The sequence below is a fragment of the Azospirillum oleiclasticum genome (genome assembly GCF_013423485.1).
Lineage (GTDB): Bacteria > Pseudomonadota > Alphaproteobacteria > Azospirillales > Azospirillaceae > Azospirillum > Azospirillum oleiclasticum.
The window spans coordinates 142,301-157,777 of record NZ_JABFFR010000007.1 but is presented as its reverse complement, the minus strand read 5'-3'; the positions used below and the strand labels follow the sequence as shown (position 1 = coordinate 157,777).

15 protein-coding genes are annotated in these 15,477 nt (G+C 70.5%); 5 read left to right on the top strand and 10 right to left on the bottom strand.

What is annotated here, in order from left to right; genetic code table 11:
- The first annotated feature begins 6 nt into the window (after positions 1–6).
- Positions 7–1,335 carry a tetratricopeptide repeat protein gene (locus HL658_RS10785; protein WP_180282047.1) on the top strand — a complete coding sequence of 443 codons (1,329 nt, stop codon included), beginning with the start codon at positions 7–9 and terminating at the stop codon, positions 1,333–1,335.
- A 54-nt stretch (positions 1,336–1,389) separates the two neighbouring features.
- On the opposite strand, the gene xth is transcribed toward HL658_RS10785, so the two are convergent.
- Complete coding sequence (xth, locus tag HL658_RS10780; RefSeq protein ID WP_180282048.1) at positions 1,390–2,184, bottom strand: exodeoxyribonuclease III; 795 nt, start codon at positions 2,182–2,184, stop codon at positions 1,390–1,392.
- 17 nt (positions 2,185–2,201) lie between these two features.
- Positions 2,202–2,885: a fumarylacetoacetate hydrolase family protein gene (locus HL658_RS10775; protein ID WP_180282049.1), complete on the bottom strand. Its 684-nt coding sequence runs from the start codon at positions 2,883–2,885 to the stop codon at positions 2,202–2,204.
- Between the two features lie 343 nt (positions 2,886–3,228).
- Between HL658_RS10775 and HL658_RS10770 the strand changes: the two genes are divergently transcribed.
- Positions 3,229–3,723 carry a MarR family winged helix-turn-helix transcriptional regulator gene (locus tag HL658_RS10770; protein ID WP_196242163.1) on the top strand — a complete coding sequence of 165 codons (495 nt, stop codon included), beginning with the start codon at positions 3,229–3,231 and terminating at the stop codon, positions 3,721–3,723.
- A gap of 33 nt (positions 3,724–3,756) precedes the next feature.
- Here HL658_RS10770 and HL658_RS10765 read toward each other — a convergent pair whose 3' ends face one another.
- From HL658_RS10765 to HL658_RS10740, 6 genes are all read right to left on the bottom strand, one after another.
- Complete coding sequence (locus tag HL658_RS10765; protein WP_180282051.1) at positions 3,757–4,518, bottom strand: gamma-glutamyl-gamma-aminobutyrate hydrolase family protein; 762 nt, start codon at positions 4,516–4,518, stop codon at positions 3,757–3,759.
- 8 nt (positions 4,519–4,526) lie between these two features.
- A complete protein-coding gene (locus HL658_RS10760) occupies positions 4,527–5,183 on the bottom strand; it encodes a LolA family protein (protein ID WP_343055055.1) in 657 nt (218 codons plus the stop codon).
- 88 nt (positions 5,184–5,271) lie between these two features.
- The gene (gene thpR, locus HL658_RS10755) at positions 5,272–5,811 is read right to left on the bottom strand and encodes an RNA 2',3'-cyclic phosphodiesterase (protein ID WP_180282053.1); all 540 of its coding nucleotides are present in this window, start codon (positions 5,809–5,811) and stop codon (positions 5,272–5,274) included.
- 14 nt (positions 5,812–5,825) lie between these two features.
- Positions 5,826–6,860, bottom strand: coding sequence for an aldo/keto reductase (locus HL658_RS10750; RefSeq protein WP_180282054.1), 1,035 nt, complete (start codon positions 6,858–6,860; stop codon positions 5,826–5,828).
- 27 nt (positions 6,861–6,887) lie between these two features.
- Entirely contained in the window at positions 6,888–8,042 is a 1,155-nt protein-coding gene (locus tag HL658_RS10745) for an FIST signal transduction protein (RefSeq protein WP_180282055.1), read from the bottom strand.
- Between the two features lie 6 nt (positions 8,043–8,048).
- Complete coding sequence (locus HL658_RS10740; RefSeq protein WP_425485328.1) at positions 8,049–8,711, bottom strand: arylesterase; 663 nt, start codon at positions 8,709–8,711, stop codon at positions 8,049–8,051.
- A gap of 40 nt (positions 8,712–8,751) precedes the next feature.
- On the opposite strand from HL658_RS10740, the gene HL658_RS10735 reads away from it, so the two are divergent.
- The 3 genes from HL658_RS10735 (at position 8,752) to HL658_RS10725 (ending at position 13,016) form a co-directional block, all read left to right on the top strand.
- The gene (locus HL658_RS10735; protein WP_180282057.1) at positions 8,752–9,495 is read left to right on the top strand and encodes an ABC transporter ATP-binding protein; all 744 of its coding nucleotides are present in this window, start codon (positions 8,752–8,754) and stop codon (positions 9,493–9,495) included.
- Between the two features lie 86 nt (positions 9,496–9,581).
- On the top strand, positions 9,582–12,137 hold the full coding sequence (locus HL658_RS10730) for an ABC transporter permease (RefSeq protein ID WP_343055054.1): 2,556 nt from the start codon (positions 9,582–9,584) through the stop codon (positions 12,135–12,137).
- Positions 12,138–12,290: 153 nt separating this feature from the next.
- Complete coding sequence (locus tag HL658_RS10725; protein ID WP_180282058.1) at positions 12,291–13,016, top strand: Bax inhibitor-1/YccA family protein; 726 nt, start codon at positions 12,291–12,293, stop codon at positions 13,014–13,016.
- A 69-nt stretch (positions 13,017–13,085) separates the two neighbouring features.
- Here the strand turns inward: HL658_RS10725 and HL658_RS10720 are convergent, their stop codons facing one another.
- Both HL658_RS10720 and rlmN read right to left on the bottom strand, forming a co-directional pair.
- Complete coding sequence (locus HL658_RS10720) at positions 13,086–14,198, bottom strand: sulfotransferase family protein (protein ID WP_180282059.1); 1,113 nt, start codon at positions 14,196–14,198, stop codon at positions 13,086–13,088.
- Positions 14,199–14,302: 104 nt separating this feature from the next.
- On the bottom strand, positions 14,303–15,466 hold the full coding sequence (gene rlmN, locus HL658_RS10715; protein WP_180282060.1) for a dual-specificity RNA methyltransferase RlmN: 1,164 nt from the start codon (positions 15,464–15,466) through the stop codon (positions 14,303–14,305).
- Positions 15,467–15,477: the final 11 nt, after the last annotated feature.

The following is a 15,477-nucleotide window of genomic DNA, read 5'->3' as shown; positions in this document are numbered from 1 at the left end:
TTCACCATGGCGTTCACCGACGCACGCGGCCTCGCCGCGACCGGTGCCGATCATGCAGCGCTCGATCGCTTCGAAACGGCGCTCGCTCAATTCCAATGCTACACCGGTGACCCGGTCGCCACGCTCGACGGCATCACCGCCGACCGTCCCGGCTTCGCCATGGCGCACCTGATGCGCGGCTGGCTGCTCGGTCTGGCCATGGAGGCGAAGCTGCTGCCGGAAGCGCGGCGCAGCCTGGGCGCCGCCGCGGCGCTGCCCATGAACGAGCGCGAGCGCGCCCATGCAGCGGCGCTGGCGGATCTGCTGGACGGGCGCTTCGCCGATGCCTTCCGCGCGCTCGACGGCATCCTGGCCGACCACCCGCGCGACGCCCTGGCGCTCCAGGTCGGGCATCTCGGCGACTATTACCTGGGCGACGCCCGCAACCTGCGCGACCGCGTGGCGCGGGTGCTGCCGTGCTGGACGGACGCGGACCCCGGGTTCCACGCGGTGCTGGGCATGCACGCCTTCGGCCTGGAGGAGATGGCCGCCTATGGCGCCGCCGAGGAAACCGGACGCCGGGCCGTGGCCCTCAACCCGCGCGACGGCTGGGCGCAGCACGCCGTCGCCCATGTGCTGGAGATGCAGGGTCGCACCGGGGATGGCATCGCCTGGATGCGCGGGAACCAGGAGCACTGGAGCACCGACAGCTTCTTCGCGGTCCACAACTGGTGGCACTTGGCCCTCTACCACTGGGACCAGCGCCAGCTCGACGCGGTGTTCGACCTGTACGACCGCCATGTCCGCGCCACCCCGTCCGAGGTGGTGCTGGACATGATCGACGCCTCCGCCCTGCTCTGGCGGCTGCATCTGGAGGGGGTGGAGGTCGGCGACCGCTGGCAGGAACTGGCCGACGGGTGGGAGCCGCTGGCCCGCGACGCCCACTACGCGTTCAATGACCTGCACGCCATGATGGCCTTCGTCGCCGCCGGCCGGCACGACAGCGCGGCCGCTCTGATCGACGCGCAGGCTGCCCGCATCGCCCGCGGCGGCGACAACGCGGAGATGACGGCCCGCGTCGGCCTGCCGCTGTGCCGCGCCATCCAGGCCTTCGGCCGCGGCGACTACGCCGGCACGGTGGCGCTGATGGCGCCGGTGCGTGGCATCGCCAACCGCTTCGGCGGCAGCCACGCCCAGCGCGACGTCATCGACCTGACGCTGATGGAAGCGGCACTGCGCGACGGCCGCAAGGGCATGGCCGTGGCGCTCTCCGCCGAGCGCCTGGCGCTGAAGCCCGACAGCCCACTGAACCGCCTGTTCCGCGCCCGCGCCAAGGCGGAGCCGGTGCTGGCGTGACGCGGGACGGGGAAAAGGCGTTGGGCCCCGGGGGGGAGCCCGACGCCGGCCACCTCACACCGCCAGATCGACGATCACCGGCACATGGTCGGACGGCTTCGGTTCCCAGCCGCGGGCGTCGCGCAGGACCTTGATGCCGGTCAGGGCGGGCTTCAGCGGCGGGGTCACCCAGATGTGGTCGAGGCGGCGGCCGCGGTCCGACGCGGCCCAGTCGCGGGCGCGGTAGCTCCACCAGGTGTAGAGCTTCTCCGTCTCCGGCACGAAGTGGCGCATGGCGTCGACCCAGCCGGCGGAACGCTGCATGGCGCCCAGCTTCTCCACCTCGATGGGGGTGTGGGAGACGACGGACAGCAGTTCCTTGTGGCTCCACACGTCGGCTTCCAGCGGCGCGATGTTGAGGTCGCCGACCAGCACCATCGGCCGGTCGGGGCTGCGGTGTTCCGCCAGCCACGCCGTCATGTCGTCCAGGAAGCGCAGCTTGTGGGCGAACTTGTCGTTGACCGCGGGGTCGGGGATGTCGCCGCCGGCGGGGATGTAGACGCAGTGCAGCTCGATGCCGCCGGGCAGCATGGCCAGGGCGTGGCGGCAATCCTCCCGGTCGCACCAGTGCTGCACCGCCGTCGCCTCCAGCGGCAGGCGCGACAGGATCGCGACGCCGTTGTAGCTCTTCATCCCGTGGATGTGGGCGTGGGCGTAGCCACGCTCCGCCAAGGGGGCGAGGGGGAAGTCGGCGTCGACCGTCTTCGTCTCCTGGAGGCAGACGACGTCCGGCGCCTCCTCCTCGATCAGCTTCAGCAGCAGGCCCAGCCGCATGCGGACCGAATTGATGTTCCAGGTGGCGATCCGCACCGCGGGGCTCCTTCGGTTCAAGCGTAGGTGACGGTCAGCGTGCCCACACCCTCGACCGAGCCGTCCAGCCGGTCGCCGGCCACCACCGCCGCCACGCCCTCCGGCGTGCCGGTGTAGATCAGGTCGCCGGGCTGCAGCTCCACGAGGCCGGACAGGTAGGAGACGGTTTCCGCCACCGACCAGATGAGGTCGGAAAGGTCACCGGTCTGGCGCAGCTCGCCGTTGACGGTCACTTGGATGGTGCCCTTGGACGGGTGGCCGATGTCGGCGGCGCGGCGGATGGCGGAGCAGGGGGCGGACTGGTCGAAGCCCTTGCCCATGTCCCAGGGCTTGCCCTCCTTCTTGGCGGCGTTCTGCAGGTCGCGCCGGGTCATGTCGAGCCCGACCGCGTAACCGAACACATGGTCCAGCGCCGACTCCACCGGGATGTCGCGACCGCCCTTGCCGATGGCGGCGACCAGCTCGATCTCGTGATGCAGGTTCTTGGTCTTGGGCGGGTAGGGGATGGTGGCGCCATCCGGCACGATGGCGTCGGCCGGCTTCATGAAGAAGAACGGCGGCTCGCGGTCGGGGTCGGAGCCCATCTCGCGCGCGTGGGCGGCGTAGTTGCGGCCGACGCAATAGATACGGCGCACCGGGAAAGGGTCACCGCCCTCCACCGGAACGACGGGCTGGGGCCACAAGGGGAACGCGTAGGCCATGGAACGGCTCCGGAGCGCGGATGGGACGAACGATCCGCTATGGGTATCCCGCCCGGCCCGCCTTTGCCAAGGGTCTGCGCCGCGGCCGTGCGGCTGATTCGCGACGCGGCGATCCTTTCGCCATGCCCGCTGTCCGCAGCCGGTGCGTTCGGTACCCCGGATGTCCGGCCGGCAACCCCGATTCACGGCGAAATGGTGGCAGAGACTGGCGCCACCAATGCGTTTGGGGTATACGTGATATGCCAATCGGCAGGGGATTACTCTTTTTGCTGACAAAGGCGGCACAGCCAAGCATTTTAAGTCGTCAATCAGAAACCTCGAAAAAAACCGCGTGGTCACACCGTTGACTGAGAATGATCCCACCGCCCAGGGCGAACGGCGCGCGCGCCAGCGCACGGGCAAGAATGGCCGGCTGGCCCTCGGGCCGCTGCCGGAACTGGTCGGCTACAACCTGCGCAAGGCGCAGGTGGCCCTGTTCCAGAACTTCCAGAGCGCCGTCGCTCCGCACGACATCACGCCCGGCCAGTTCGGCGTGCTGATCATGATCAAGGAGAACGAGGGCCTGAGCCAGTCGGACCTCGGCTCCGCCGTCGGTATCGACCGCTCGACCATGGTCGCCGTGATCGACCGGCTGGAGTCGCGCGGCCTCGTCGTGCGCGCGCCCTCGCCCAACGACCGGCGGTCCTACGCGCTGCGGCTCAGCCCGGAAGGCCAGCGCCTGATGGAAGAGCTGATCCCGCGCGTCAAGGCGCACGACCAGTCGATGGTCAAGGACCTCTCCAAGGAGGAGCAGGCCCAGCTCATCGACTTCCTGCGCCGGATGTCGAAGGCCGGCTGACCAGCGACCGACGGTTTGTGGCCACGGGCCGGGTCAACCCCGCCCGTGGCTTTCCGCGTGCACGCGCGCCGCGTCTCCGAAGGACGCGAAGAGTGCCGCCGACGGCGGGTCCTCCCAGAAGCGCCACTCCGGGTGCCACTGCACGGCCAGCGCGAAGGCCGGCACACCCTCGACCCGCACCGCCTCCACCAGCCCGTCGGGGGCGGTGGCCTCCACCAAGAGGCCGGGAGCCAGACGGTCGATGCCCTGCGCGTGGACCGAGTTGACCCGCAGCTCCTCCCGCCCGGTGATGCGGGCCAGCAGCCCGCCGGCGGCCAGCCGCACCGGGTGCGCCTTGGCGTACTGCACCTCCACCGGGGCGGTCTTGTCCTCCCGATGGTCCAGCATGCCGGGCACCTCCTGCACCCGCTGGTGCAGCGTGCCGCCCAGCGCCACGTTCAGCTCCTGGAACCCCCGGCAGATGCCGAGCAGCGGCACGCCGGCGTCCAGCGCCGCGCGGATCAGGGGCAGTGTGGTGGCGTCGCGCTCGGCGTCGTGCAGCGTGCCCTCGGCACTCGCCGGCCCGCCATAATGCCGCGGCTCCACATTGGAGGGGCTTCCGGTCAGCATCAGCCCGTCCAGCCGGGACAGCAGATCCACCGGGTCTATGGACCCGCCCAGAGCCGGCACCAGAAGCGGCAGGGCGCCGGCCCCGTCGGAGACGGCGCGGATGTATTTGTCCCCGGCGATGTGGAAGGGGTGGGCGCCGAGGGTGCGGGCGCAGCAGGGAATGCCGATCAGGGGTGGGCGGGCCATGGCGAGGGTCACCGCGGGTTGTTGAGCTGGTCGCGGTCGCGGCCCGGCTCGCGGAAATAGAACAGGTCACGGTCCAGCGGCACCCCGGCCCGCGGGTTGATCAGCCCGACCTCGGTCGTCAGCCCCTGCGCGTCGAGCACCCGCCACTTGCGCAGTTGCAGCGGCTTGTCCTGGAAGACCAGGGTCAGGCTGCCCTTGCCGGCGTCCTTGGTCTCGAAGAGCGTGATCTCCAGCACGCCGTCGGCGCGGTCGACCTCCTTCACCGTGACGTCGCCCGACAGCCGGATGTCCTTGCGCAGGATGAAATCGGCCAGGGTGGAACCGATCGGCGTGCTCGACTGCTGGCGCATGTCCGCGTCCCAATAGAAGAGGAACAGCCCGTCGGCGACGATGAAGTCGCGCACCGGCGCGTCGTACTCCAGCCGCATCCTTCCGGGCCGCGACAGGTAGAAGGTGCCGGTCGCCTGCCGCCCGTCGGGGGCCACCTGCACGAACTTCGACTGCAGCGTCTTCACCGCATTCAGATGCTCCTCCACCCGCGCGATGTCGCTGCGGTCCTGGGCGGAGAGGGCCGGGGGTGCCGCCGGGGTGGCGGCGTGGGCGGCGGGTGCGGTGAGCGACGCTGCGAGGGCGAGGGCGGTTGCGGTGAGGAAGCGGCGGATCACGGTCACACTCTCGAAACGGGACGCGAGCCCTGTAGATGGTGACGGCCCGGGGGATTCCCATCATCCGGGCGGTGGAGCGGCCTGGGCGTCAGCCGTCCAGCCTGTACTCCGCCACCGCCTCGTACACCGGCCCGGTGCGGCCGAGGTGGCTGCGGTAGAGGGTGAACTGGTCGATGGGAAAAGGGCCGGCGCGGAACAGGCCGCGCTCGGCGATGAAACGGCCGATGCGGTCCTGCGGCGCGTCCTTCAGCCGGGCGAGCGTCACGTGCGGGGTGAACTTGCGCTCCTCCGGCGCCAAGCCGGCGCGCACCAGAGCCGACTCGATCTTCGACTGGAGATGGATCAGCGGCTCGCTGCGCTCCACCCCCGCCCACAGCACGCGGGATGCCCGGCCGGCGCCGAAGACGCCCACCCCGTCCAGCGTCAGGTCGAAGGCGGGTGCCGTGACGCCGGCCAGTGCGGCGTCGATGTCGCCCGCCATGTCGTCCGGCACCTCGCCGATGAAGCGCAGGGTGAGGTGCAGGTTCTCCTCCTCCGTCCAGCGGGCGCCCGGCACCCCGCCGCCAAGGCCGGCGAGCCGCCGGCGGATGTCGTCCGGAAAGTCGAGCGCCACGAAGAGACGGAGCATGGGTCCTGTTCGGCTTACGGGCAGGGATCGGGGTTACGGGCGTGCACCGCCTCGATCTCCGTCAACACCGCGTCGGGCAGGGTGATCCCGGCCGCGTCGATGTGGGCGGTCAGATGCTCCAGGCCGGTCGCCCCGACGATGGCCGACGCCACGAAGGGCTGGCGCAGCACGAAGGCCACCGCCATCTGCGTCACCGACAGGCCGTGCCGGGCCGCGATGTCCATATAGGCGCGCACGGCGGCGTCGGCGTTCGGCTTGTCGTAGCGCGACCGCCGCGGGTCGATGGAGCGGCGGGAGCCGGCGGGCGCGGCGCCGTCCAGATATTTGCCGGACAGGGTTCCCGCCGCGATCGGCGCGTAGGCGAGCAGCCCCACATCCTCCCGCAGCCCCACCTCGGCCAGCCCGTTCTCGTAGGTGCGGTTCAGCAGGCTGTAGGCGTTCTGCACGCTGGCGACGCGCGGCAGGCCCTTGGTCTCCGCCAGCCGCAGGCAGGTCATGACGCCCCACGGCGTCTCGTTCGACAGGCCGACCGCCCGCACCTTGCCCGCCTTGACCAGCTCGTCCAGCGCCGACAGCGACTCCTCAAGGGTGGCGCCGTCCTGCTCGGGCTTGTGGTCGTAGCTGCGCTGGCCGAAGCGCACCGACACCCGGTCGGGCCAGTGGAGCTGGTAGAGGTCCAGGTAATCGGTGCGCAGCCGCGTCAGGCTGCCCTCCACCGCGGCCAGGATGTTGGCGCGGTCCAGCCGCGCCTTGCCGTCGCGGATCCAGGGGCTGCCGGGGCCGGCCACCTTGCTGGCCAGCAGGATCCGGTCGCGCCCGCCGCGCGAGGCCAGCCAGGAGCCGATCATCGCCTCGGTCCGGCCATAGGTCTCGGCCGTCGGCGGCACGGCGTAGATTTCCGCGGTGTCCCAGAAGGTGACGCCGCGGTCCAGCGCCAGATCCATCTGGGCATGGGCCTCGGCCTCGGTGTTCTGGGTGCCCCAGGTCATGGTGCCCAGGCCGATGGCGCTGACCGTCAGGCTGGTGCGGCCGAGCGGGCGCTGCTGCATGTTCCTTGTCCCCAACCGTTGCTTGGCTCAGCAGAAGAGCGTGAGGACACCCGTATAGCCGTAAAGCCGGCCGTGGGAAATCTCGCCGCTGGCGAAGAAGCCGGCCAGCGGCACGTCGCCGATCTCCTCGCGGATGATGGTCATCTCCTCGCTGGCGTTGCCGAACAGGTTGGGGCCGCGGGCGATGCAGCTCACATAGATCCCGCCCTTGGGCGGCCCGGACAGCCGGCGCTTCATGCCCTTCAGCATGCGGCGCAGGTCGGTCTCCGCGCTGTCGCGGTCGCGGCGGGTGAACAGCACGCGCTGGCCCGGCTGCACCCGCTCGGCGATGGCCAGCCAGCCGGTGCGCGGGTCGATCGCCATCAGGTCGCGGACCAGGTAATCCCCGGTGTCCGACCCGGCGATGGGCAGGCCGGCGAAGATGTAGCCGGCGACTCGGCGCAGGTCGCGGGCCAGCAGGTCGCCGATGTCCTCCTTGAAGGCGTCGAGCGCCGGGCGCCCGTCGATCTCCACCAGCACATTCTCCTCGCAGGCGGTGATGGTGCGCACCGGCCCGATGGGCGAGCAGCCCTGGCTCAGCCCCGTGGCGACCGCCACGCCGGGGGCAAAGAGCACACCCGACACGCCGCCGTCCGCCACCGGCCCGGCGGCCATGGTGGCGGTGTTGCCGGGGATGGTGAATTGCGGGAAGAGCTGGCCGCGGGCCGACGTCAGCCCGCCCACCACGAAGGCGCCGCTCGCCTCCTCCAGCGCGCCCAGGATGTCGGGGACATGCTGGTGGCGCGGGTCGGCGTGGACCAGGGCCAGCGACGCGCCATGCCGGTCGAGCCAGCCCCCGGCCATGCGCCGCATCGGCTCCAGGTCGCCGGACAGCACGGGGAACAGGCGGAACCCATCCTCCGGCAGGGTGGCGCAGAGCACGGATATGGCGGGCTGGTCGAACAGCTCCCGCCCGGTTCCGCAGACGCCGATTCCCGCCGTGCCCACCCAGTCGCGGATGCCGGTGACCCCGCGCAGCAGCGTGACGATGCTGGTGGCGTCGTCGGCCAGCGCGTCGGTGACGTACAGGAAGCCCAGGTTGCAGCCACCCACATCGCCCAACCGATCCAGGCAGTCCTTGGCGATGGCGCTCCATTCCGTGCCCGAGGCGGTGGCGGCCTTGAAGCGCGCGGAGTCGGTCATGGGCGATCAGCCTTTCGAGGAGGTGGCGGTTTCGATCAGACGGATGACGTGCGGCAGGATGCGCTCGACGATCACGGCCACGCCGGCGGCGTTGGGGTGGATGCCGTCGCCCTGGTTCAGCGCCGGGTCGGTGGCGACGCCGTCCAGGAAGAACGGGTACAATAGTACCGCGTACTTCTCCGCCAGCGCCGGATACATGGCGTTGAAGCTCTCCGCGTACGTGCGGCCGAGGCCGGGGGACGCGTACATTCCTGTGAGTAGTACAGGGATGCCACGGTCCTTCATCCGCTTGAGGATGGCGTCCAGATTGGCCCTGGCCGCCGCCGGGTCCAGCCCGCGCAGCATGTCGTTGGCGCCAAGCTCCACGATCGCCGCGTCCGGCTTGTCGGCCAGTGCCCAATCCAGCCGCGCCAGCCCGCCGGCGGTGGTGTCGCCGGAGACCCCGGCGTTGATGATCGTGACGGCGTGGCCGCGGTCGCGCAGCGCCTTCTGCAGCTGCTCGGTGAAGCCCGCCGATTGCGGCAGTCCGTAGCCGGCGGACAGGCTGTCGCCCAGCGCCAGGATGCGCACCGGTTCGCGCGCCAGGGCGCCGCCCGTGCTCATCGCCAGCACACCGGCCGCCACCACAAGAACCGCCGGCAGCGCCGCGTTGAAAAGCCGTCGCGCCAAGCCATATGCCGAGTCGCCTTTCCGCGTGCCGAAGAGACCCATGACCCAATCCCGTTCCAGTGACCCCGCCCTCCCGATCGTCGAGCTGGCCGGTGTCCACCTGACATTGGACAGCGGGGCCGGACCCGTCAACATCCTGCGAGGAATTGATCTTTCCGTCGCGCGTGGCGAGCGGATCGGTGTGGTCGGACCATCCGGCTCGGGCAAATCCACCATGATGATGGTCATGGCCGGGCTGGAACGTCCGTCCTCCGGCCGCATCACGGTGGCGGGGAAGGAGTTCGCCGGGCTGAACGAGGACGGGCTGGCGCGTTTCCGCCGCGACCATGTGGGAATCGTCTTCCAGGCCTTCCACCTCGTGCCGACCATGACGGCGCTGGAGAATGTCGCCATCCCGCTGGAGTTCGCCGGGGCGTCCGACGCCTTCGACCGTGCCCGCAAGGGGCTGGAGGCGGTGGGGCTGGGCCACCGGCTGACCCACTATCCGGGCCAGCTGTCCGGTGGCGAACAGCAGCGGGTGGCGTTGGCCCGCGCCTTCGTGGCGGAACCGTCGCTGCTGCTGGCCGACGAGCCGACCGGCAACCTCGACGCCGACACCGGCGCCCAGGTGGTGCGGCTGCTGTTCGAACTGGCCGAGCGCAACGGCACCACGCTGATCCTGATCACCCACGACAACGCGCTGGCGCGGAGCTGCGACCGCACGGTGCGCCTGTCCGACGGGCGCATCGTCGATGACGGGCTGGGACGTCCGGCGCAAGCCCCCGCCACCGTCGCCGCCCAGTAAAGCCCCCGTCCACCACCCACCTCCACCACCCACCTCCGCCGACCCAGGCCCCGCCTAATCAGGCCCCGCCTATTCAGGATCGTCCCGTGCCCGCTCCCACCGCCGTGTCCCGATTTCCTGCCGGCCTCGGCCTCGCCTTCCGACTCGCCCGGCGCGAGCTGCGCGGAGGGCTGAAGGGCTTCCGCATCTTCCTCGCCTGTCTGGCGCTGGGCGTGGCCGCCGTCGCCGCGGTGCAGTCGGTGTCCGACGGCATCCTGGACGGCCTGCGCAGCGACGGCCGCGCCATCCTCGGCGGCGATCTGGCTCTGCGGAAGATCTACAGCGGCTTCGCGCCGGAGGAGACGGCCCACCTGACGGCGTCCGGCCGCCTGTCGATGCAGGCGGAGCTGCGCGCCATGGCCCGCAAGCCGGACGAGACCGCCTCCTCCCTGGTCGAGCTGAAGGCGGTGGACGGCGTCTACCCGCTCTACGGCAGTGTGAGCCTGCGCGGCGGCGGCGACCTGCACGACGCCATCGCCCTGCGCGACGGCCAATGGGGCGCGGTGGTCGAGGACACGGTGCTCGACCGCACCGGCCTGAAGGTCGGTGACAGCATCCGGGTGGGGGAGGCCAGCTTCGCCATCCGCGGCGTCATCGAGCGGGAGCCGGACCGCGCCGCGTCCGGCACCTTCAGCCTCGGGCCGCGGCTGATGGTCAGCCTCGACTCGATGGCCGAGTCCGGCCTGTTCCAGCCCGGCAGCCTCGTCTATTGGAACGCCAAGCTGGCGCTGCCCGCCGGCACCGATCTCGACGCCTGGCAGAAGGCGTTGCACGACCGCTTCCCCGACGCCGGCTGGCGGGTGCGCGACTTCACCAACGCGTCGCCGCAGATCGCCCGCTTCATCGAGCGGATGACCCTGTTCCTGACGCTGGTCGGGCTGACGGCGCTGCTGGTCGGCGGGGTGGGGGTGGGCAATGCCGTGCGCAGCCACCTCGACCAGCGGGCCGGCACGGTGGCGACGCTGAAATGCCTGGGCGCGCCCGGCAATCTCGTCTTCCAGGTCTATCTGATCCAGATCCTGGCGCTGGCCGGGATCGGCATCGTGATCGGGCTGGCCGTGGGGGCGGCCGCACCGCTGCTGATCGGCCGTGCGCTGGAAGGGCTGCTGCCGGTGACCGCGCGCATCGGGGTCTATCCGGGCGCGCTGCTGATCGCCGCCGTCTTCGGGCTGTTGACCGCGCTCACCTTCTCGCTGTGGCCGCTGGGACGGGCGCGGGAGGTACCGGCCGCCGCCCTGTTCCGCGACGTGGTGGCCCCGGCCGCCGGGCGCCCGCGCGCCAGCTACATCGCGGCCATGGTTGCCGCCGCCCTGGCGCTCGCCGGGCTGGCGGTGCTGAGCGCCGATAACCGGGTCTTCGCGGCGGCCTTCGTCGGCGGCTCCATCGCCACCTTCGCCGCCTTCCGTGCGGCGGCGTGGCTGGTCACCCGCGGGGCCGCCCGGGTGGGGCGGCTGCGCGAGCCGGGGCTGCGGCTGGCGGTCGCCAACCTGCACCGGCCGGGCAACCCGACCGGCAGCGTGGTGCTGTCGCTGGGCCTCGGCCTCACCGTGCTGGTCGCCATCGCGCTGATCGAGGGCAACTTCTCCCGCCGGGTGACGGAGACGCTGCCGACCGACGCGCCCAGCTTCTTCTTCATCGACATCCAGCCCGACCAGCTCCAGCCCTTCCGCGACACGGTGCTGGCAATTCCCGGCGCCCACGACCTGCAGGCGGTGCCGTCGCTGCGCGGACGCATCGCCACCGTCAACGGGGTGGAGGCGGAGCAAGCGGTGGTGGACAAGGAGCACGCCTGGGTGCTGAACGGCGACCGCGGCATCACCTACGCCGCCGACGCGCCGGCGCGCTCCACCATCATCGCGGGTTCCTGGTGGGCGCCGGATTACCGGGGCAAACCGCTGGTCGCCATCGACGACAACATCGCCAAGGCCTTCGGCATCGGGCCGGGGGCGAAGCTCGGCATCAACATCCTCGGCCGCAACCTGGAGGCGGAGGTGGCGGTCGTGCGCGACATCGACTTCACCACCATGCGCCTGAACTTCACCATCGTCTTCTCACCCGGCCTGCTGGAGGGCGCGCCGCAGACCTGGCTCGCCACCGTGCAGTCGACCCCGGAGGCGGAGGCGGCGATCCAGCGCACCGTGCTGAACCGCTTCTCCAACGTCACGTCGATCCGGGTGAAGGACGCGCTGGACACGGTCGGCACCATGCTCGGCCACATCGGCACGGCGGTGCGGCTGACCGCCGCCATCACGCTGGTGGCCGGCACGCTGGTGCTGGCCGGTGCCGTCGCCGCCGGGCACCGGCGCCGCGTCTACGACGCCGTGGTGCTCAAGGTGCTGGGTGCCACACGGCGCGACGTGCTGCGCGCCTTCCTGCTGGAATACGGGCTGCTCGGCCTGATCACCGCGGCCATCGCCGGGGCGATCGGCACGCTGACCGCCTGGGCGGTGCTGACGCAGGTCATGAGCTGGGAGTGGACCTTCCTGCCGTCGGCGGTGCTGTCCACCGCGCTGCTCTGCACCACCATCACGCTGGCCTTCGGCTTCGCCGGGACGTGGCGGGCGCTGGGCCAGCCGGCCGCACCCCTGCTGCGCAACGATTAGTCCACGACGCAACCGCACCAACGGAAGGCGGATGACGGCTCCATGAAATGTTTGTCATGCGCCCGCGGTTACTGCGAATCCTGTTGAAGCCCCTGTCCGCTTCTCCAATATGAGCGTCAACAGGGGTTTCAACTGCTCTATCAGGGGACGACCATGGCTGACCCGATCTTCCAGCGATACGCCAGTGCGGGCCGCGCGATCGACCGGGGCTATTTCGACGAGGGCCTGCGCCAGCACATGCTGCGCGTGTTCAACTACATGGGCGGCGGCCTCGTGGTCACCGGCCTTGTGGCGATGCTGGTGGCGTCCAGCCCGGCGATGCTCCAGGCCATCTTCGGGCCCGGCATCCTGAAGTGGGTGGTGATGCTGGCCCCGTTGGGCTTCGTGATGGTGATGTCCTTCGGCATCCACCGCATGTCCTTCGCCACCGCCCAACTCGTCTGGTGGGCCTACTGCGCCGCGATGGGCCTGTCGATGTCGGCGATCTTCCTGGTGTTCACCGGGGCCTCGATCGCGCTGACCTTCTTCGTGACGGCCGCCACCTTCCTGGCAATGAGCCTGTACGGCTACACCACGAAGGCCGACCTGTCCAAGATGGGCAGCTTCCTGATCATGGGCGTGATCGGCATCGTGATCGCGGGCCTCGCCAACATCTTCTTCCAGTCGCCGGCCCTGCAGTTCGCCATCTCCGCCATCGGCGTGGTGATCTTCACCGGCCTGACCGCCTACGACACCCAGCGCATCAAGGAGGAGTATGCGGAGTTCTACGACCGCGAGACCTCCGGCAAGCTGGCCCTGATGGGCGCGCTGGCGCTGTACCTGAACTTCGTCAACCTGTTCCAGTTCCTGCTGTACTTCCTGGGTCAGCGCGAAGAGTAACCGGCAACGGTTTCGGGTGAGAGACGCGAAACCCCCGGCGGGAAACCGCCGGGGGTTTCTGTTTGAGCGCTACCGTGGATAATCCCAGCGCTCGAAGGCGAAGGCCCACCGTTCGGCGACGCGCCGGCGGGTGCCGGCGTCGAGGGTGTGGCGGTTCGGCCGGTGATCGCGGACCTCCCCAAGATACCGCTCGATCGCTGGCCGTGCCGCCGCGAAGGCGCCCAGCCCCAGCCGGTCGTAGAGTCGCGCCAGCTGCCCGAGCGGCTCGGCGACGAACTCCTCGTACCGGAGCTCCGCGATGCGGTTGCCGGCAAGCTCCGCCACGTCGGCGTCGTAGCGCGCCATCATCTCGGGAAACAGGTCCAGGACCAGCGCGTCGACCGCGGCCGGGTCGTACCCCTGCAAGGCGAACTCGCGAAGCAGGGTGCGCAGCATCCTGCGGGTCGATGCGAAGACCTCGTAAGGGTTGCGGTGGATGTGAACGAAGGCGGCGTCGGGCCACACCGCGCGCAGATGCCGGATCTTCGCGGTGTGCGCCGGATTCTTCAGGACGAGGCGGCGCCCGCCGTTCAGCCGCTGCAGCTTTCCCGCATAGTGGGTGAGGCTGTCGCGCCAGCGGGCGACCGCCCCGGGCGGGCAGTCCTCGAACAGGACACCGCGGCGGAAGGCGCCGCGGAGGTCGGCGGGAAAGAAGATGCCGTGGTAGTAGGACAGGGGCTGCATCAGGCCCAGCGCCAGCTCGTCCTCCTGCGGTGCGTCCGGCGTCACCGGCATGCTGTCGATGATGCGGTCGGGTGGAAGCCAGGATTCCAGCCGGGCCCGCCAGAAGCGGGAGAGCCCCAGGAAACCCCAGGGCAGGCCCACCGACAGCGGATCGGGCGCGGCGAAACGCGAATCCCGGCTCAGCAGGTTCAGCAGATGGGTGGTTCCGCTGCGCCAATGTCCGAGGATGAAGAGCGGCGGGGCGGCCCCGGCATCCTCAGCACGGCTGGACGCCGCGCGACGCTCGATCGCGTCGAGCGGTGCGCGCACCACGCCGGCCCCCAGCGCCGTGGCGACCCTGTGCAGATGGCGCGGGGACACCCCGCCGCCGGTCCGCAGGACCGTCGACAGTGTCACGAGGTCCGCTCCCGCCAGCGGATGGAAGATGCGGTGGGCGCGGCGGCGCAGCCAGGGCGTCATGAAGGAACCGGCGTGTTGCGGACAACCGCCTGTTCCAAGGCGCCAGTGCGGGGCAAGGTTCCCGCGGCCAGTCTTTCGGTCAGGCGTGGTGCGGTGCCCAGCGCTCAGGCCAGCGCCGCTTCCTTCTCCGCGATCACCCGTTCCATGGCGGCCCGCTCGGCCACCGACAGGCGCTGGCTTTCGCTCTTGAGCTGGCCGCAGGCGGCCATGATGTCGTCGCCGCGGGTGGTGCGGATGGGGCTGGCGTATCCGGCGGCGTTGACGAAGTCGCCGAAGGCGCGGATGGCCGCGTCGGTCGACCGCTCATAGGGCGCGCCGGGCCAGGGATTGAAGGGGATCAGGTTGATCTTGGCCGGAACCCCCTTCAGCAGCTTCACCAGCGCGCGGGCGTCGGCCAGGCTGTCGTTGATGCCTTTCAGCATCACGTATTCGAAGGTGATGCGCCGCGCGTTGGACAGGCCGGGGTAGGTGCGGCAGGCGTCCATCAGCTCGGCCAACGGGTATTTCCGATTGATCGGCATGATCAGGTCGCGCAGCTCGTCCGTCACCGCGTGCAGGCTGACCGCGAGGTTGACGTTCAGCTCCTCCCCGCAGCGCCGCATCATCGGCACGACGCCGGACGTGGACAGGGTGATGCGCCGCTTGGAGATGGCGATGCCCTCGCCGTCCATGACGATCCTGAGGGCGCGGGCCACGTTCTCGTAGTTAAAGAGCGGCTCGCCCATGCCCATCATGACGATGTTCGACAGCATCCGGCCGTCGGGCGGGGCCGGCCATTCGTCCAGCGCGTCGCGGGCCAGCATCACCTGGGCCACGATCTCCGCCGCCGACAGGTTGCGCACCAGCCGTTGGGTGCCGGTGTGGCAGAAGCGGCAGGTGAGGGTGCAGCCGACCTGCGAGGAGACGCAGAGCGTGCCGCGATCCTCCTCCGGGATGTGGACGGTCTCGATCTCCTGCCCGTCGGGCATGCGCAGCAACCATTTGCGGGTGCCGTCGACCGACTTCAGGTCGCGCACCGCGGTCGGCCGGGACACCACGTAGGCTTCCGCCAGCTTCTCCCGCACCGGCTTCGCCAGCGTGGTCATGACGGCGAAGTCGGTGGCGCCGCGGTGGTAGATCCAGTGCCAGAGCTGGCGGGCCCGGAACCGTTCCAGGCCGAAGGCGACCAGCTCGGCCTCCAGCTCTTCGTGGGTGAGGCCGACGAGATTCGTGCGCCCGTCCGCGTCGGACGCGGACGGCGCAAGGGTGGCGTGGTGCGGAGCGCTCATGGGCGCTTTAC